This is a genomic window from Natrinema gelatinilyticum, assembly GCF_024266705.1.
GTDB lineage: Archaea > Halobacteriota > Halobacteria > Halobacteriales > Natrialbaceae > Natrinema > Natrinema gelatinilyticum.
In genome coordinates, this window is the sequence record NZ_CP100756.1 from 1,085,128 (window position 1) to 1,102,515 (window position 17,388).

A 17,388-nucleotide genomic window follows, 5' to 3' on the forward strand; every position below is an offset into this window, starting at 1 on the left:
AAAGGCTGACAACGTCGTGGAAACAGTATGCCCCACCCGCACGGAGTGAACGGCGTCAGCCGTGAGCGAGTAGGGTTGGGAGGAAGTCACAAAAAGACTATACGGTAATAGACCCCGAAATACAGGGTATGACAGCCATTCAAACAACCGGACTTACCAAACGCTATGGCAAGTCGGTCGTCGCCGTCGACGGTCTCGATTTGACCGTCAAGGACGGCGAAGTGTTTGGGTTTCTCGGTCCGAACGGTGCAGGGAAGTCGACGACGATCAACATGCTTCTCGATTTCGTCCGACCGACCGACGGAACCGCGACGGTACTCGACCTCGACGCGCACGCCGATAGCGACGAAATCCGGCATCGTATCGGCGTTCTCCCCGAAAACGCGAGTCTCTACGACCGACTCACCGCACGCGAACACCTCAAATGGGTCATCGACACGAAAGGGGCCGACGACGATCCCGGCACGCTCCTCAAACGAGTCGGCCTGTACGACGATGGATACCGAGTCGTCGGAGACTTCTCGAAAGGGAAGGCCAAGCGGTTGGGGTTCGCCATGGCGCTGGTCGGCGATCCGGACCTGCTGATTCTGGACGAACCCTCGTCCGGACTGGACCCGGCAGGGCGACAGGGGATGCGAAGCAGTATACAGGCCCAAGCCGCTGAGGGGACGACTGTCTTTTTCTCGAGTCACATCCTTGGCGAGGTCGAATCCATCTGCGACCGGGTCGGAATCATGAAGGAGGGAAGCCTGATCGCGACCGGCACGATCAACGATTTGCAGGGCAACCTCGACCTCGATGCGACGATCACGCTCGAGGTCGAACGCGTCCCGAAAAATCTCGCTCTTCATCGACTCGACGGCGTTCGATCGGCCAGCATCACGGGAACGACGATCACCGTGACCTGTACCGACCCCACGAGCAAGATCGAGGTCGTCCGTCACATCGCGTCCGCGACGGAGGTCCACGACATTATCTCCGAGAACGTCTCGCTCGAGCAGCTTTTCAATACGTACACGAACGGAGAGCAACGGGACGACGACACATCGGCCGTCGAGGTATCGGCATGAGCACGCTCGCCGTTGCGAAGAAGGACTTCCTCGACGTCTGGCGATCCCGGATCATCTGGTCCGTGAGCGTACTGTACGTCTCCGTCGTCGTTCTGTTCTTGTATACCGAGAAAAACACCGTTTCGAACCCGGACGTCGAAAGCGCACTGGTGAACCTGACTGACGTCGGCGCGATGTTCATCCCCCTGATCGCCCTCGTGTCGGCGTACCTCGCGATCGCGGGCGAACGCGAGTCACACAGCATCAAGTATCTTCTGTCCGTCCCGAACAGTCGCCGTGACGTCGTTCTCGGGAAGTATCTGTCGCGATCGACCATGGTCTCCATGTCGATTATCTGTGCGTTTCTCGTCGGCGGGGGGCTCGCACTCAACTGGTATTCCTCGCCCGACATCGATATCTTCGTCGGCATCGCGGCCCTGACACTCCTCTATACGCTGACCTACGTCGCCGTCGGGATCGGGATCTCCGCTATGGCCGCGTCCCGAGCGCGTGCGATGGCCGGAGCGATCGGCTTCTTCTTCGTGACCAACGTGTTGAATATATTTGGCCCACTCGAGCGGACGCTGGAATTTCTCCTCAACGATCTCGCCGGCCTTGGAGTGCCCGATTTACAAATCAAGTTCGTCCAGGTACTCATCAGTCCGACAGCCGCATACCTCGTCGCGACACCGCTTGCGTTCCCGAGGCAATCGATTCCGGCCAGCAACCCGTGGTATCTGCAGGGAAAGGCCACGATTGCCATCATGGTCGCCTGGATAGTGTTCCCAGTTGCGATTGGTCTCTGGCGGTTCGAGCGCGTTGACATCAGTTGATCGCCAGTACTCACCGAAACGGAGAACGTCTCGTATTACTCCGAGCGATCAGTCGATGACGCCGGTTTTCGTCGCCACGTCTCGAGCTGCTCGCTCGTTCATCCCGTCGCCGAGGATCGTGTAGCGATCGCGTATTTCGTGACAGGTCGTCAGCGCCTCGACGACGGTTTCGTCGTCGATGCCGAGTTCGGCAGCGGTCGTCGGTGCGTCGATGCTCGAGAGCGCGGCCCGGATGTCTCGCCAGATACCTCGATCCCCGCCGTGGAGATACGCGGTCATAATCGAGCCGACGCCGACCTGATGTCCGTGGAGGGCAGCGCCGGGCGCCAACCGGTCGAGCTGATGGGAAAAAAGGTGTTCGGCACCGCTTGCGGGCCGCGACGAGCCGGCGATACTCATCGCGACGCCCGAGGACATGAGCGCCTTCGTGACGACCCAGGCAGACTCCTCGAGCCCCGGCCGGATCAGGTCGGCGTTGTCCACGAGGATTTCAGCGGTCATTTCCGAGAGCGCGGCGGCGTACTCGGAGTACTCGACGTCCTGTAACCGTTTCGCGAGCCGCCAGTCCATCACGGCGGTGTAGTTGGAGATGATGTCGGCACAGCCAGCCGTCGTCAGCTCCCACGGCGCATTAGCGAGAATGCCGGTATCGGCGACGACCGCGAGCGGTGGCTCAGCCGCGACGCTGTGGCGCGAATCCCCGTTCGGGACGGAGCCGCGATTGCTGACGATACCGTCGTGACTCGCCGCGGTCGGCACGGAGAGAAAGCCCATTTCGAGGTGATAACTGGCGAGTTTCGCGATATCGATTGCTTTGCCACCGCCGATTCCGACGAGGTACGCGGCCGCCTCCGTTTTGGCGATATCGATCACTCGCTCGACCGCCTCGAACGTCGCCTTTTCGATCGTAACGATAGCCGGCTCGATCCCGGCGGCTTCGAAGTCGGCCGCGATCGGGTCCGCGGCGACCTCTCGAGGTGTCGGGCTCGTGACAAACAGCGGCCGTCCCTGTAGATGAAGGTCGTTAACCACGTCGACCACCTTGCTGCGAACGCCATGACCGACGACAACGTTTCGCGGGAGACGGATCCACGTCGACTTCTCGAACATACCTGATCCGACACACCCACGGGTCATGTGCTTTTCCTCGTCACCGCGGCAGTCAATACGAACGCCGTCACGTCTCGAGCGGGCGCGACACCTCGAGCGTTCCGAGAACGGGCAGACTGCTCAGAGCGTCTCTAAAATGGCGAGCACGCGCTCTTCTGCAGCTCGATCGGGACCGAGTTCGACCTCGCCGCGGTCGTGCTCGAGGTGGGCCGCGACGGTCCGGTCCATCGCCTCCCCGAGCGGTGTCGATTCCCAGCCCAGTGCGGCGAGTTTCGCCGTCGAGAGGACGTGCGGGTACGTCCGGTATAGCGGGTAGTCGTCGAGTTCGAGTTCGCCGGCCGCGAGTTCTCGGGGGCCGGCGTGGACGAGGTCCGTATCGCCCGCTTTCGGCTCGCTCTGCTCACCGTTCGCGCGTTCCGCGGCGCTGTGCGCCACGCTATCCAGCGAATCCGTGATCAGGTCGACCATCTCCTCGAGCGTCGCGAGCCGCCGGTCGCCGACGTTGTAGGCCTCGCCGGCCTCACCGCGTTCGGCGACGAGTCGGAGCGCACTGGCGACGTCCTCGACGTAGACGCGGTGGCGGAGGTTCGTCCCGTCACCCGGAACGAGGATGCGGTCGAAACGGTTTACGCGGTCGATCCACCAGTCAAGCCGTTCGGTATAGTCGTGTGGCCCGTAGACGATCGGCGGACGGACGACCATCGCACGGATCCCGTTATCGGCCGCCGAAAACACCGCTCGATCGCCCTCTGCCTTTCGATTGCCATAGGTCTCGAAGGTGTCATCTGCCGCTTGTTCGGCCGTACACGTCTCGAGCGGCGTTTCGCCCTCCCGTTTGGGAATCTCCTCGCGGCCGTACGCTGCCCCGCTCGAAACGTAGACGTAGGCCTCGGAATCGCTGAAGATCCGGGTTGCGTCCCCGACGTCACTCGGGTGGTAGGCGACGCAGTCGAAGACCGCGTCGGGATCGACCGTCGTCGCGGTCGCCTCGAGAACCGTCTCGTTCGTCCTGTCGCCTTCGACGTGGTCGACGCGGTCGTCGTCCGCGTACGGGTTCTCGCGATTACCTCGAGTGAGTAGCGTCACGCCGTACTCGTGATCCAGCAGTTCGGCGACGAGGTGCCGGCCGATGAAGCGAGTGCCGCCGATGACGAGCGCAGTGTCCATGTGTGAGCGTCACGGCTGTGGGAGAAAACGGTGGCGGACGAGCAGTCATCGCTTCAGGAACCCGTCGGGGTTGCACGGATACCACAGATGCTGCAATGTTTTCATCCGCGCGCCGTTCGATGCCGGCGACTTGTGTAACGCTTTCGACCACTGGCGTCCTCGTCTTGATCGAGTCGACGCCCGATACGGACGGCTCGGGCGACATTTCGTGGTCAGACTCTGCCAGCGATCCCGACGGCTGGTCGTCGGCCTGGGACAACACTGGGAACTCCAATTACCTGCCCCTTGAGGACGAGTTTCCGGAACCGAATTCCGTCGCCTAGCGATACGAGCTACCGAGCTTTCGCACGTGGCACGACGGGAGCGTCGCCGTCGTCGTCGGTCGGATTTACCTACCTCCTGACCGACTACGAAGCGACCGACTCCGTTCGAGGAGACGAAGAAACGCAGTGACGATCAGGGGTGGGTTCTATTGACCTGTTCGTGGTAGCGTGTTCCGGTATGTCAGAACAGCTCTGGACAGAGCGCACTCCTGAGTACCCACTCGAGTGTGACCACTGTCACTATCCGATTCCTGGCGAACCCGAGGAGAACGACGAGGGTCGGTACTGTTCGGTCGCCTGTCGCGAAGCCGCTGCCAACGGTTCCACCATGACCGACACCCACGCCTACAAGCGGGTCTCGACGGGCGTCGAACCCATCGATTCGCTCGTCCCGAACGGCATCCCCGCGGACTCGTTTCTCCTTCTGCTGGGCGACGAGGGAACCCGACGCGCCGAGCTCGAGACCGAACTCGCCTGGCGAGCGCTCGAGCGAGGCGAACCCACCATCGTCGTCTCCTTTGCCAATCCGCCGACAGCGACGCTCGAACGATTCTATCAGAACGGGTGGAACGTCCTCCCGGCGCTCGAGAACGGTCGGTTGCAAGTCATCGACTGTTACACGCATCGGCTCGACGACCGGTCCGAGTTCCTCGGTCGCCGCAACGAGTGGACGACGTTCGTCGGCGAGGCCGCCGAAGACGCGATCGTCGAGGTTCGCGATCCCACCGATCGTCGCGAACTGACCAACAGTCTGTACGGCGCACTCGACGACCTCGAGATGACCGAGACCGGGCTGGTCACGATAGACTCGCTAGACGAACTCGAGTCGCTGCTCCAGGACCGGCAGGTTCACGACCTGATCAACGACATCCGGGCCATGGTCTGCAAAGCTCGGTTCGTCCCGGTCGTTGCCGCCGCCTCGACGGCGAGCGAAGACGAGTATCCGGAGGCAACATGCGTTTTCGACGGGATCATCGATCTCAGATTGGCGGACCAGTTCGCGCCGGACGCCCGGCTCAAACAGCTTGCGGTTCGAAAACTGATCGGTGCTCAGGTCCTGCCGCAGTGGGTGGCCTACGACTACGAACCCGCCCGCGGGCTGTTCGCGTTCGGACCGAACGCCGACGCGCAACAGGGGTACGATCTCGGAAACGGTCCTCGACATTTGAATCGGCCACAGTAGCCGGACCGACGGGAGCCGGTACTGGCCATTGGGTTTCCTCCCGATCCGCCGCTCGAGACCGGACCCACCTCCGCGCCGGAACCGACGACGGCAGTTCGGATTCGAACCCGCGAAACTGACCGCTCTCATCGCCACGCCGAACCGAATCGATTCGTCTCACGCCCGTCACCAGGCAGCAAGGCACTGGGTCGCAGCACCAGCAGAGTAGCCAGCAGCGGGGCGAGCAGTACGGCCGTCGACAACAGCAGGGCGGCCAGCAACAGGCACACCAGCAGCACCAGGGCGGCCGCCGGCACAGCGGATTCGAAACCGACGCGATCGAACAGAGCAATCTCAAGTACGGCGGCGAAGTCCGCCAGGAGGAGTATCACGGCGGCCAGCCCCGGCAGCAGGACCGGCGTGAGCGGCGCAGCGGGCAAGGCCGGGGCGACCGACCGCAGCAACGGGGCGGCGAGCAGTACCAGGGCGGTCAACCGACGAATTCGCAGATCGACGAGCAACACTGGCAGGGGGCAAAGAGCAGTGCCGCAGCGACCGACAGAGCCAGCGAAGGAACCGATACCGGGAACGCGGCGACCAACGCGGCAGTCAGCGCTGGCAAGGGCAGTCCGAATCCGGACGGCACCAGCGAAGCGAGGGCCACCAGTCTGGCAGCCAGCGAAATCGCGGCAGTCAGAGCCGACAAGGGCAGCGAATGGGGGGCGAGTACGGAGTCACCCAGCAATATGACCGGGAACGAAACCGTGGCAACACCGACGGCTTCACCGGTCGATCGGACCGCGAGCGGACGAGCAGCGGCCGCCAGCACGGTCAGCGGGGGCGACGATCGGAGCACGGCGACCGGACGGACGCCCGCGAGTCGGACCGGGGCCCGCGGTCGAGCAGCGGGAACGACCGGAACCAACAACTCGAGGACGAAGACATGAGCAACCGCCGGCACATCCACGAGCGAGATCCGACTCCCGATTCGAATCGGTCCCGCGACGAGGACTACCGCTCTCGGTGACGGCAGGTCACCCAGCGTCTCGAACGCCAGTGCCGACGTCGGTCGACGACGTCGGAAATTCGCCTGCGGAATTATTACCGGGGCTTTCGAAACTGAAGCCGTGAGCGAACCAGACTCCGACTCCGAACCAGAATTGACCCCCGAACTCGACGACGACGCGATGGCTCAATTTCCCGTCCCGACGTTCGACGACCTGCCCGAGGACCTCCAGGGTCGAATCGTCGAAGAGACCGAGCGCGCTGGATTCACGCCGAACGTGTTCTCGGCGTTCGCGTACAAACCCTCGCACTTCCGGGCGTTCTTCGAGTACCACGACGCGCTCGTCGAAGACACAGCCCTCGAGCGTGAAGAGATCGAGATGATCGTCGTCGCCGTCTCCGGCGTCAACCACTGTTACTACTGCAACGTCGCCCACGGCGCGCTCGTTCGCATCTACGCCGACGATCCGACGTTAGCCGACCAGCTGATCGCGAACTACCGGACGGCCGATATCGACGACGCCCACCGGACAATGCTCGACGTTGCCGTCAAACTCACCGAGCGCCCGATGGAGGTCGAACCCGCCGATCTCGAGGCCCTGCGCGAAGCCGGTTTCAGCGAAGAAGCGATCTGGGACATCGGCGCCGTCACCGCCTACTACAACCTGAGCAATCGAATGGCGACTTTCGCCGAGATGCGGCCGAACGACGAGTTTCACACGCTCAGAAGGTAGTCGGAAGAAAGGGTCCGATCCGATTCGTCGGTCGGATCCGTTAGTCGTCGCTCGTCGCGACGTTGGCCGATCCCGCCTCGAGGCTGGCCTCGGGTGCACCAGGCAGTTCGTTTCGGACGTCGTCCGATCCCTGCTCGGTAATTGCCTCGTAGTAGGCCTCGGGCATGACCTTCACGAACGCCTCGAGCGAGCGCTCCCAGTTCTCGAGGAGGTGCTGCCCGCGCTCGGAGCCGGTGTATGCCACGTGATTCTCGACGAGTCGGCGGAGCATCTGCTCGTCTTTCTCCTCGAGGTCGTCGTGGAGAGAAACCATGCCGGTATTGGCTTTCGCGGCCAACTCTCGATCGGGGTCGTAGACGTACGCGACGCCGCCAGACATGCCAGCGGCGAAGTTTTTGCCGGTGTCGCCGAGCACGGCAACGACGCCGCCAGTCATGTACTCACAGCCGTGGTCGCCGACGCCCTCGACGACGGCCTTGGCGCCGGAGTTTCGGACCGCGAACCGTTCGCCGGCAACGCCGTTTACGTACAGCTGCCCGTCGGTCGCACCGTACAGTGCGACGTTGCCGATCGCGACGTTTTCTGTCGGATCGTACGCGGCGGTTTCGGGGGTCCGGATCGTGAGCGTGCCGCCCGAGAGGCCCTTGCCGACGTAGTCGTTCGCGCTGCCGTCCAGGTGCATCGAGATACCGCTCGCGAGGAACGCGCCGAAGCTCTGGCCAGCGGTGCCCTCGAGGTCGACGGTGATCGTATCGTCGGGGAGACCGGGTTCACCGTAGCGGCTGGTGATGCGGTTCGAGAGCATCGCGCCGACGGTACGGTCGATGTTCGTGACCTGCGTCTCGAGCGAGACCGGGTCCTGGTTCTCGATGGCGTCGGCCGCGGCGTCGATGAGCTCCCGGTCGATCTGGTCCTCTAGTTCGTGATCCTGCTCGCGGATCTTCCGGCGGACCTCGCTTCCGGGGTCTGCCAGCACATCCGAGAGGTCGACGTTGCGGGCCTTCGGATGGTCGACATCGGCGCGCTGCGCTAGGACGTCGACCTGGCCGACCATTTCGTCGACGGTTCGGAAGCCGAGTTCGGCCATGATTTCACGCAGTTCCTGGGCGATGAACGTCATGTAGTTGATGACGTGCTCAGGTTCCCCCGGGAATCGCTTGCGCAGATCCTCACGCTGCGTGGCGACGCCGACCGGGCAGGTGTTCTTGTGACACTGCCGGGCCATCACGCAGCCGCTGGTGACGAGCGAAGCAGTGCCGAAGATGTACTCCTCGGCACCGAGCAGGGCCGCGACGGCGACATCACGGCCGGTTTTCATCCCGCCGTCGGTCGAGACGCGGATGCGGTCGCGGAGGCCGGTCGCACAGAGCATCTGGTTGGCTTCAGCGAGGCCGAGTTCCCACGGGAGTCCGGCGCTCTTGATCGAGGTACGCGGCGAGGCACCTGTTCCGCCGGAGTGGCCCGAGATGTGGACCACGTCAGCGTTGGCCTTCGCGACGCCGGCGGCGACCGTGCCGATGCCGGCCTCGGAGACGAGTTTGACGTTGATGTCCGCGTCCTCGTTTGCGGCCTTCAGGTCGAAGATCAGTTGTTTGAGATCCTCGATCGAGTAGATGTCGTGAAGCGGCGGCGGGGAGATGAGGCCAACACCGGGGGTCGACTTCCGGACGTGGGCGATCATCTCGTTGACCTTCGAACCGGGGAGGTGGCCGCCCTCACCGGGTTTCGAACCCTGCGCCATCTTGATCTGCAGTTCGTCGGCGTTCGAAAGGTACGTGGACGTAACGCCGAACCGGCCCGAGGCGACCTGTTTGACGTTACACTCGCGCTCGGTGTTGAACCGCTCAGGCGGTTCGCCACCCTCGCCCGAGTTGGATTTGCCGCCGATCTGGTTCATCGCGATCGAGTTGTTCTCGTGGGCCTCCGGCGAGAGCGAGCCGAGCGACATCGCCGCCGTCGAAAATCGCTGCACGATGTCCTTGATCGGTTCGACCTCCTCGAGCGGGATCGGGTCGCGGTCGGAGTCGAACTCGAGCAGACCGCGCAGGGTCTGGAGGTTCTGCTGTTGGTCGTTGATCAGTTCGGCGAAGTCCTGATAGCGCTCGTAATCGTTCGATCGGACGGCCTGCTGGAGTGAGCCGACGGTCTCGGGGTTCCACTGGTGGTAGATCCCGTTCGATCGGTGTTCGAACTCGCCCTGGCGGTCGAGATCGGGTTCTTCGTCGTCGGTTCCGAAGCCGGTTTCGTGGCGCTCGCGAAGGTCGTCCTCGATTTCGGCGAGACCGATCCCTCCGGTTCGATTCTCGGTGCCCTCGAAGTACTCCGCGACGAGACCGGAGTCGAGTCCGACGGCTTCGAAAATTTGGGCGCCCTGGTAGCTCTCGACCGTCGAGATTCCCATCTTGGCCATGATCTTCAACAACCCGTCTTCGACCGCGCCCACGTAGGCGTCGATGGCGACCCCGGTATCGGCACCGTCGGGGCCGGCGGTGATGTCTTCGATCGTCTGGTACGCCAGGTACGGGTTGATCGCACCAGCGCCGTAGCCGACCAGGGTCGCGAAGTGGTGAACGGTCCGGGGATCGGCGGACTCGACGACGAGGCCGACGTGATTGCGCAGTCCGTTGCGCACGAGGTGATGGTGGACCGCACCGGTCGCGAGCAGACTCGGAATCGCGACCCGGTCCTCGTCGACCCCATGGTCCGAGAGGACGATGACGTCGTTGCCTGCTTCGATCACATCGACGGCGTCCTCGCGGACGCGTTCGATCGCCGCCTCGAGATCCTCGTTCGCGGGTCCGTACGTGATATCGACCGTCGCCGCGGTGATTCCGTTGGCCGAACAATCGCGGATCGACTCGAGTTCGGCGTCGGTCAGAATCGGCGAATCGAGGACGAGCTGGCGGGCGTGTTCGGGCGATTCACCGAGGAGGTTTCGCTGGAAGCCGAGTCGGCTCTCCATGGAGGTAACGAGTTCCTCGCGGATGTAGTCGAGCGGCGGGTTGGTGACCTGGGCGAACAGCTGCTTGAAGTACGAGAAGAGCGGCCGGTTGAACTCCGTCAGCACCGACAGCGGCGTGTCGTCGCCCATGGAGCCGACGGGATCTTTCCCCTTCTGGGTCATCGGCTCGATCATGTTCTCGAGTTCGTCGTGCGTGTAGCCGAAGGCAGCCTGGTACTCGCGGAGGCTCGAGAGTTCCCGCTGGGGCGTAGGATCGTTCGTCGACCGGATGTCGTCCAGGTGAACCTGCTCCTGGGCGACCCAGTCGCCGTATCGGTCGTCGGTCAGGTCCTCGAAGACTTCGTCGTCGGGAATGACGCGTCCTTCGGCAGGGTCCGCGAGGAACAGCTGACCGGGCTGGAGGCGGCCGCGCTCCTCGATGTTTTCGGGCTCGGTCTCGAGCGCGCCAGCCTCGCTTGCCATGATCAATCGATTGTCCGTCGTCACGTCGTATCGGCAGGGCCGCAGTCCGTTACGGTCGAGGACCGCACCGACGCGTTCGCCGTCGGTCGCCGCGACGAGCGCAGGGCCGTCCCACGGTTCGACGAGCGAGGCGTGGAAATCGTACCAGTCCGTGCGGTCGTCGTCCATCGCGTCGTCACCGCGCCACGCTTCGGGGACGAGCATCCGCAAGGCGTGCTCGAGGTCGCGACCATCCTGCATGAGCAGTTCGAGCGCGTTGTCGACGCTCGCGGTATCGGACTGTTCCGGATCGTCGATGATCGGCTTGACCGCCTCGAGGTCCTCTAAGACGTCGCTCTCGATGTCTGTCTCGCGAGCGCGCATCCAGTTGATGTTGCCCCGGATGGTATTGAACTCCCCGTTGTGGATGATGTTCCGATACGGGTGGGCGAGGTGCCAGGCGCCGAGCGTATTCGTCGAGAACCGCTCGTGAACCATCGCGAATGTCGACTCCATCCGGGGGTCGGTGAGATCCGGATAGTATGTCGGTACCTGCTCGCCCTTGAGCAGGCCCTTGTAGACGATCGTTTTCGAGTCGAGCGAGCAGACGTAGAAGCGATCAGCACCGTCGAGTTCGGCCTCCTCGACAGTGTCTCCGCGAGCGTCGCGATCGGAAGCTCGTTGAGCGCGTTGCTCAACAGCGTTCTCGAGCGCACGTCGGGCGACGTAAAGCCGTCGGTCGAAGTCGTCGCCGGAAACGTCGTCTGTGGGTGTGACGACGACTTGCCGAACGTCGGGTTCCGAATCGACGGCAGTCTTTCCGAGATTTTCATCGTTGGTCGGAACGTCACGCCACTCGAGGACATCGAGGTCGTACGTGTCGAAGGTGTCCTCGATCAGGGAGACGAGTTCGTCGCGTGTCGCAGCGTCCTGCGGGAAAAAGAGAGAACCGACGGCGTAGGTGTCCGGCAGATCAGCTTCGAGAACGTCTCGAAAGAACGAATCGGGCGTCTGAAGCATGATGCCAGCCCCGTCGCCGGTGTCTTTTTCCGCGCCGGTCGTCCCGCGGTGTTCGAGATTGACGAGTAAGTCGAGTCCGTCGGCGACGACGTCGTGACCTCCCTCCCCATCGAGGTCCATGACGACGCCGACGCCGCAGTTCGACCGCGCGTCCTCGGGGTCGGCGAGCCCCGTCGAACCCTCGGTGGATGACGCTATCTGTGGTTGTGGCATACACAGGCATAGCCGAATCGACTATAAGAGGCTAATCCATTATGACTAAGCGTATTATAAACACATAGATATAGATATAAGGTCATGTGCAATACCTTAATTTACATTTACGGCGAGTTCACTCCGGTCGTCTGCAGAGACTCTCGGAGTGCGACAATCGATGAACAGACAGGCCGTCGAATTCCCCTCCCGGAAAGGTCGACTTCCCGGTAGCGAGGAAATGTCAGAGACACGTAGTGCTCACCCACCAAAGTGAACACCACAGTAGAGTAGTAACTCGTGATTTGGTAAGCAATCTTTGGTTAAGCAATTAGGTTTCGATGGAATAACCCGGTGTTTTCGCACGTTCTCGCTCGAAATTAATCACGTTCTGATTCGGCGCTGGAGACGGTCGGAACGGCATCGAAGAGAGAAAGACAGCGGTGGATGGTCCGAGTGGCACGACGGAGACGGACCGATCGGATCTAATACGACTTCGCGAAGTACGCGATCTCGTCTGCAGTATCGCCGCAGACCCCACATTCCTTCGTCTCGGGTTCGGGGACGTTACCCGCCGTTGTACCACCCTCGTCGGTTAAGGGCTGCATGACGATTTCCGCGGCGATTTTTTCCTTGATGGCCTCCTCACACGCTTCGTCGCCACACCACGGCGTCTTCACGTAGCCACCATGTTTGCCGATCGTCCCGAGAATCTCCTCCGGACTGTGGGCCTCGCGGACGTTCTCCGCCAAGTTCTCCTCGGCCGCCTCGTAGAGTTTGTCGTAGATTGCCTCGAGGTGCTCGTCGACGGCGTCGACGATCCCATCGCGGTCCGCGACGGACTCCTCGTTGTCAGGTCGGTGAACCAGCGTGGCCTCCTCGTCCTCGACCTCGTAGGGGCCGATTTCGAGGCGGAGCGGCACGCCGTTGAGTTCGTGTTCGTTGAACTTGAAGCCAGGATTGCGCTCGTCGCGATCGTCGAGTTCGACGCGGAACCCGGCCGCCTCGAGGTCGTCGGCGATACCCCGCGAGTACTCGAGAACGTCTTCTTTCGTGTCTTCCTGCCAGATGGGCACGATGACGGCCTGCGTCGGCGCAATCGTCGGCGGAAGGACGAGTCCCTGGTCGTCGGAGTGGGTCATAATGAGCGCGCCAATCGCCCGCCAAGAGAGGCCCCAAGAGGTGGTGTAGGCCGTTTGCTCGGTCTCGTCCTCGTCGACGAAGGTTATGTCGAACGCCTCGGCGAAGCTCTGGCCGAGATTGTGACTGGTCGCACCCTGGACGGACTTACCGTCGGGCATCAGTGCCTCGACGGTCGTCGTCGTGTCTGCGCCGGGGAATTTATCGTGTTCGGGTTTCTTGCCGCGGAGGACCGGAATCGCCAGTACGTCCTCGTAGACACGCTCGTACTGATCGAGCCGGGTCCAAACTTCTTCCCACGCACCCTCGTTGTCGGCGTGGGCGGTGTGGCCCTCCTGCCACATGAACTCCTTCGTCCGGAAGAACGGCTTCGTCTCCGTGGCCTCCCAGCGGACGACCGAACACCACTGGTTGAGCCGCAGCGGGAGATCGCGGTGACTGCGCGTCCAGTCGGCCATGAACGGCGCGATGATCGACTCGCTCGTGGGACGGACGGCGAGCCGTTCCTCGAGTTCCTCGTGGCCGCCTTGCGTTACCCACGCAACCTCGGGATCGAATCCCTCGACGATGTCCTTCTCCCGCTCGAGGAAGCTCTCCGGGATGAACATCGGGAAGTAGACGTTGTCGACGCCGGTTTCCTTGAACCAGCCGTCGAGCGCGTCCTGAATCCCCTCCCAGAGCGCGTATCCGCGCGGTTTTGTGACGATGAACCCGCCCATCGGGGCGTAGTCTGCGAGGTCGGCCTTCTGGACGACTTCGGCGTACCACTCGCCGGGTTTGTGCGATTTCGACTCGGTGATTCCGAGTTCCTGACTCTCGTCGCTCATTGGTTCGACTCTCAGGCAGCGCGGGCTTAAACCATGCGAAGGCCGGACGCCGGTGTGAGACGTACCAGGGAGCTGAACCGGGACACGGCGACAGGTGTCCGGCGATCAGCCGCTGTCGCGGTCGAGTCGCTCCTCGCGGGTGTATCTCCCGTGGAATGCGAGCATGTCGATACCCATCACAACCAGCGAGAGTCCGCCAGCGCTGGTCAGGAGGAAAAAGGCCCAACCACTTCCGACGAGTCCGAGCGGGAACGACAACCCGAGCAGGATGCTCCCGGCACCGTTCCACCGGTACCACGCCCAGCGGTCGGTCAGTCTCGTATCGGTCGCCGCGACGATATCGAACAGGCCGGCCAGTCCAAGCAACCCCATTTGTCCGAGCAACACCGGTGTTTGGATGACACGGGCACCGAGCAAGACGACGCCAGAGCCGCCGACGAGGAACAGAAACACGCCGACGACCGCACTGACTTGGCGGTTGCGACGTTCGTTCATATGGTTTCCAGCGTTGATCGAAAGCGTCGGTTCCGGGTGCGGAGAGCCATTGTTTTAAATTCACACAATAAGTACTTAACCATTGGCGGAATGCGTTCGCCTTTGCCGTGAACGGGAAACGAAAAGTCTGTTTTATCCGGTTCTCGCAGTTTTATGCGACCGACTGGCGTACGTAGGAACGGAATGAAAGCGATCGAAGTCGACGCGTACGGCGACAGCGACGAACTCTCCGTCGTCGACGTACAGACACCGGAGCCGAACGCAGGAGAGGTCCGCATCGACATCGAAGCCGCGGGCATCAATTTCGCGGACATCATGCAGCGCCGCGGCCACTACCCGGGCGGTCCCGAACCACCGTACGTCCCCGGTATGGAAGCCGCGGGGACGGTCGACGCGGTCGGCGAGGGTGTCGACGACCTCACGGAAGGCGACCGCGTCGTCACGATGCTCGACACCGGCGGCTACGCGGAGTCCGTCACCGCCGACGCCGGGATGCTCTTTCCGATTCCGGACGCGATGAGTTTCGAGGAGGCCGCCGGCTTTCCTGTCCAGTTTCTCACCGCCCACGCCTGTCTCTTCGAATGGGGCGGACTCGAGGCGGGCGAGTCGGTGCTGATCCAGGCCGCCGCGGGCGGCGTCGGTACGGCAGCCGTTCAGTTAGCGTCGAACGCCGACGCCGAGGTCTTCGGCACCGCGAGCACGCAGGAGAAACTCGACCTCGCAGCAGACCTCGGCTGTGACCATCCCATCAACTACACGGAGACGGATTTCCGCGAGGTCGTCGACGAGGAGACCGACGGCGAGGGCGTTGACCTCGTCCTCGAGAGCGTCGGCGACGACGTCTTCGACCGCAGCCTCGACGCGATGGCCCACTTCGGGCGGATGGTCACCTACGGCGTCGCAAGCGGCGTTCCCGCCGAGGTCAGCAACCAGCGCCTGCTCTTCGAGAACAAGACCGTCTCGGGGTTCCACCTCGGACAGGCCGCGATGCACGATCCGAGTCGGGTCATGCAGGCCGTCCCGGGCCTCACGGAGGGACTCGCGAGTGGCGACCTCGAGGTCGTCCTCGGCGAGGCGTTCGCGCTCGAAGACGCGGCCGAGGCCCACCAGTACATCGAGGATCGCAAGAGTTCCGGGAAAATAGTATTGAAACCGTGAGATGCCGGTGACCGCTGACTCTGAGAGGGGCGAAGTACGTCCGTCACGCTTGCATATATCGTATCAACTGTTTACTCATGGGTACTATCTCGACGCATGGCGCCGTGACCGCGCGCTCGAGAGACTCGAAGCAGGCGAAGTCACGTTCTCCCGTGCAGCTGAGATTGCAGATATGACCGACTAGAAGTTCTCGCAGATAGCGCGAGAAGAAAACATCACGTGGATCGACGACGACGATTCACTCGGCGATACGTCGGGAACCGTGTCGAGGAGTTACGTGCAGAGCAGGCGCAAAGCCTCGCCGTTCACAGCGGAAATACGTGCCGTCAAAGGACGAAGCAGACCACACGTACCGTGGTGAACTACCCCACCCTACTCGTCGCCTTCGGCGACTCCTTGAGGGCAGGGCTTCCTGCTTCGACGACGCGACGTGCAGATACGGGAACGGTATCCACAGCGGTCGCGGTCTCCACAGGCGTTGCTTCGGAGTGAACCACTCCTAGGTTCTCCAGACCACGCGACTGGATGTTCAACGCCGCGTTCCAATCCCTCTCCAACTCGAACCCACACGACGGGCAGGAATGTTCGCGGACCCACACCGGTTTCGCCGTCTCCACGCCACACGATGCACACTCTTTCGTCGTGCCATTCGGTTCGACTTCGATAACGTGACACTCGTTCTTCCGACCGTGATGTTTCAGAATCGTACTGAAGTTTCGCCAGCCGACTTCGGCCTTGTTCCGAGCGTTGCCACTGGCTTCAAGCAGTGACGTCACGTTCAAATCCTCAACGAACACGGCATCGTGCTCGGTCGTGTAATAGTGTGCGAGTTTGTGTTTATAATCTCGCTTCTTGTTCGACATACGAGCATGGATTTCAGCGACTCGCCGCCGTTGCTTCTCCCAGTTGTTCGACTCGTATTGCTTGCGAGAAAGCGAACGCTGCTCACGTTCGAGGCGTTTTCGCTCGTCGGAGAAGTCAAGACGTCCGACGGAGCGTCCGTCCGAATCCTGGACGAAGGTGAGAACGCCGAGGTCGATCCCAACCGTGTCTTCCGGCTCAATGTCAGCTGAGTCTGGTTTCTCTGGCGTGTCGGTGCTGATGCAGAACGAAGCGTACTACGCTCCTGTGGGTTCTTTCTTCACCGTGACTTCCTTGATAGCATCGTGGTCGGGAAGGTCACGGTGAAGTCGGAGTGGGATTTCAAGGGTTTCGCCGCGTACTTTTGTGAGGCGGAGTATCGCTCGGTCTCTCGGGCCACTCTTCGTGTCGAGTTCGAAGCCTGATTGCCGGTACGTGAAACTCCGATACTCACGCGGTGACTTCCAGTTCAGCGAGCCAACGTCGTATCCCTTGGCTTTGAGTGTGCCAAGGTTGGTGATGTTGGTACGGATACGCTCGACAGCTTTCTGCAACACGGTGGAGTAGACCTGTTTGAGGTCAGTCCACTGTTGCTTGAGTTGTGGGAGTTCATCTCGGACGTGCCAGACACGCTGTCGAAGCGTCCCCTCGTCTTCTGGTATCTTGGTGAATTCGTGGAGGGCGTGGTTGTAGAGTTGTCGCACGGTGTCACGAGTCCAGTCCAAACTCTCCCGTTGGGTGGTGGTGGGAAAGAGACGGTATCGTGGACTGTACTCCATGCGACTTGTTTTCGTCTATGGAGTGTAGTTTATTAAGCGTTTATGAGTAGAGATGTGTGACAATCGTGGGGGTGCTGTATCCCCGCCCTCCTCGCTCCCGTCGGTCGCTCCTCGAGGACGGGGGCTTAGC

The 17,388-nt window shown here is 62.2% G+C and carries 13 protein-coding genes and 1 pseudogene; 7 read left to right on the forward strand and 7 right to left on the reverse strand.

The genetic code is table 11. From position 1 onward, the window contains the following. Window positions 1-128: 128 nt before the first annotated feature. Window positions 129-1,070, forward strand: coding sequence for an ABC transporter ATP-binding protein (locus NJU76_RS05305; protein ID WP_254531753.1), 942 nt, complete (start codon window positions 129-131; stop codon window positions 1,068-1,070). After that, complete coding sequence (locus tag NJU76_RS05310; protein WP_254531754.1) at window positions 1,067-1,882, forward strand: ABC transporter permease subunit; 816 nt, start codon at window positions 1,067-1,069, stop codon at window positions 1,880-1,882. Before NJU76_RS05305 ends, NJU76_RS05310 begins: the two co-directional genes overlap by 4 nt. Window positions 1,883-1,930: 48 nt before the next feature. Here the strand turns inward: NJU76_RS05310 and NJU76_RS05315 are convergent, their stop codons facing one another. Next, window positions 1,931-2,992: an NAD(P)-dependent glycerol-1-phosphate dehydrogenase gene (locus NJU76_RS05315; RefSeq protein ID WP_254531755.1), complete on the reverse strand. Its 1,062-nt coding sequence runs from the start codon at window positions 2,990-2,992 to the stop codon at window positions 1,931-1,933. A 120-nt stretch (window positions 2,993-3,112) separates the two neighbouring features. Then, window positions 3,113-4,159: an NAD-dependent epimerase/dehydratase family protein gene (locus tag NJU76_RS05320; RefSeq protein WP_254531756.1), complete on the reverse strand. Its 1,047-nt coding sequence runs from the start codon at window positions 4,157-4,159 to the stop codon at window positions 3,113-3,115. A gap of 119 nt (window positions 4,160-4,278) precedes the next feature. Here NJU76_RS05320 and NJU76_RS05325 point away from each other — a divergent pair, with 119 nt between their 5' ends. Then, complete coding sequence (locus NJU76_RS05325) at window positions 4,279-4,482, forward strand: hypothetical protein (protein ID WP_254531757.1); 204 nt, start codon at window positions 4,279-4,281, stop codon at window positions 4,480-4,482. Window positions 4,483-4,660: 178 nt separating this feature from the next. Next, the gene (locus NJU76_RS05330; RefSeq protein WP_254531758.1) at window positions 4,661-5,665 is read left to right on the forward strand and encodes an RAD55 family ATPase; all 1,005 of its coding nucleotides are present in this window, start codon (window positions 4,661-4,663) and stop codon (window positions 5,663-5,665) included. A gap of 125 nt (window positions 5,666-5,790) precedes the next feature. Here NJU76_RS05330 and NJU76_RS05335 read toward each other — a convergent pair whose 3' ends face one another. Then, a complete protein-coding gene (locus tag NJU76_RS05335; protein ID WP_254531759.1) occupies window positions 5,791-6,168 on the reverse strand; it encodes a hypothetical protein in 378 nt (125 codons plus the stop codon). 191 nt (window positions 6,169-6,359) lie between these two features. On the opposite strand from NJU76_RS05335, the gene NJU76_RS05340 reads away from it, so the two are divergent. Together NJU76_RS05340 and NJU76_RS05345 are read left to right on the forward strand one after the other, a co-directional pair. Then, a complete protein-coding gene (locus tag NJU76_RS05340; protein ID WP_254531760.1) occupies window positions 6,360-6,671 on the forward strand; it encodes a hypothetical protein in 312 nt (103 codons plus the stop codon). A 160-nt stretch (window positions 6,672-6,831) separates the two neighbouring features. After that, window positions 6,832-7,383 (forward strand): peroxidase-related enzyme, encoded by a 552-nt coding sequence (locus tag NJU76_RS05345; protein WP_425604311.1) that lies wholly within the window; start codon window positions 6,832-6,834, stop codon window positions 7,381-7,383. Between the two features lie 40 nt (window positions 7,384-7,423). On the opposite strand, the gene gltB is transcribed toward NJU76_RS05345, so the two are convergent. From gltB to NJU76_RS05360, 3 genes are all read right to left on the reverse strand, one after another. Continuing rightward, on the reverse strand, window positions 7,424-12,019 hold the full coding sequence (gene gltB / locus NJU76_RS05350; RefSeq protein ID WP_254531762.1) for a glutamate synthase large subunit: 4,596 nt from the start codon (window positions 12,017-12,019) through the stop codon (window positions 7,424-7,426). A 464-nt stretch (window positions 12,020-12,483) separates the two neighbouring features. Continuing rightward, window positions 12,484-13,965, reverse strand: a complete 1,482-nt coding sequence (gene proS / locus NJU76_RS05355) for a proline--tRNA ligase (RefSeq protein ID WP_254531763.1) — start codon at window positions 13,963-13,965, stop codon at window positions 12,484-12,486. 105 nt (window positions 13,966-14,070) lie between these two features. After that, on the reverse strand, window positions 14,071-14,460 hold the full coding sequence (locus tag NJU76_RS05360; RefSeq protein WP_254531764.1) for a DUF7994 family protein: 390 nt from the start codon (window positions 14,458-14,460) through the stop codon (window positions 14,071-14,073). Window positions 14,461-14,643: 183 nt separating this feature from the next. Here NJU76_RS05360 and NJU76_RS05365 point away from each other — a divergent pair, with 183 nt between their 5' ends. Next, a complete protein-coding gene (locus NJU76_RS05365) occupies window positions 14,644-15,618 on the forward strand; it encodes a quinone oxidoreductase family protein (protein ID WP_254531765.1) in 975 nt (324 codons plus the stop codon). Window positions 15,619-15,980: 362 nt separating this feature from the next. Here NJU76_RS05365 and NJU76_RS05370 read toward each other — a convergent pair. Continuing rightward, window positions 15,981-17,258 (reverse strand): annotated as a pseudogene (locus NJU76_RS05370) (RNA-guided endonuclease InsQ/TnpB family protein). Window positions 17,259-17,388: the final 130 nt, after the last annotated feature.

Coding starts and splice junctions, on each gene's coding strand:
- NJU76_RS05305 (WP_254531753.1), top strand. CDS start 129: ATGACAGCCATTCAAACAACCGGACTTACCAAACGCTATGGCAAGTCG.
- NJU76_RS05310 (WP_254531754.1), top strand. CDS start 1,067: ATGAGCACGCTCGCCGTTGCGAAGAAGGACTTCCTCGACGTCTGGCGA.
- NJU76_RS05315 (WP_254531755.1), bottom strand. CDS start 2,992: ATGTTCGAGAAGTCGACGTGGATCCGTCTCCCGCGAAACGTTGTCGTC.
- NJU76_RS05320 (WP_254531756.1), bottom strand. CDS start 4,159: ATGGACACTGCGCTCGTCATCGGCGGCACTCGCTTCATCGGCCGGCAC.
- NJU76_RS05325 (WP_254531757.1), top strand. CDS start 4,279: ATGCCGGCGACTTGTGTAACGCTTTCGACCACTGGCGTCCTCGTCTTG.
- NJU76_RS05330 (WP_254531758.1), top strand. CDS start 4,661: ATGTCAGAACAGCTCTGGACAGAGCGCACTCCTGAGTACCCACTCGAG.
- NJU76_RS05340 (WP_254531760.1), top strand. CDS start 6,360: ATGGGGGGCGAGTACGGAGTCACCCAGCAATATGACCGGGAACGAAAC.
- NJU76_RS05345 (WP_425604311.1), top strand. CDS start 6,832: ATGGCTCAATTTCCCGTCCCGACGTTCGACGACCTGCCCGAGGACCTC.
- gltB (WP_254531762.1), bottom strand. CDS start 12,019: ATGCCACAACCACAGATAGCGTCATCCACCGAGGGTTCGACGGGGCTC.
- proS (WP_254531763.1), bottom strand. CDS start 13,965: ATGAGCGACGAGAGTCAGGAACTCGGAATCACCGAGTCGAAATCGCAC.
- NJU76_RS05360 (WP_254531764.1), bottom strand. CDS start 14,460: ATGAACGAACGTCGCAACCGCCAAGTCAGTGCGGTCGTCGGCGTGTTT.
- NJU76_RS05365 (WP_254531765.1), top strand. CDS start 14,644: ATGAAAGCGATCGAAGTCGACGCGTACGGCGACAGCGACGAACTCTCC.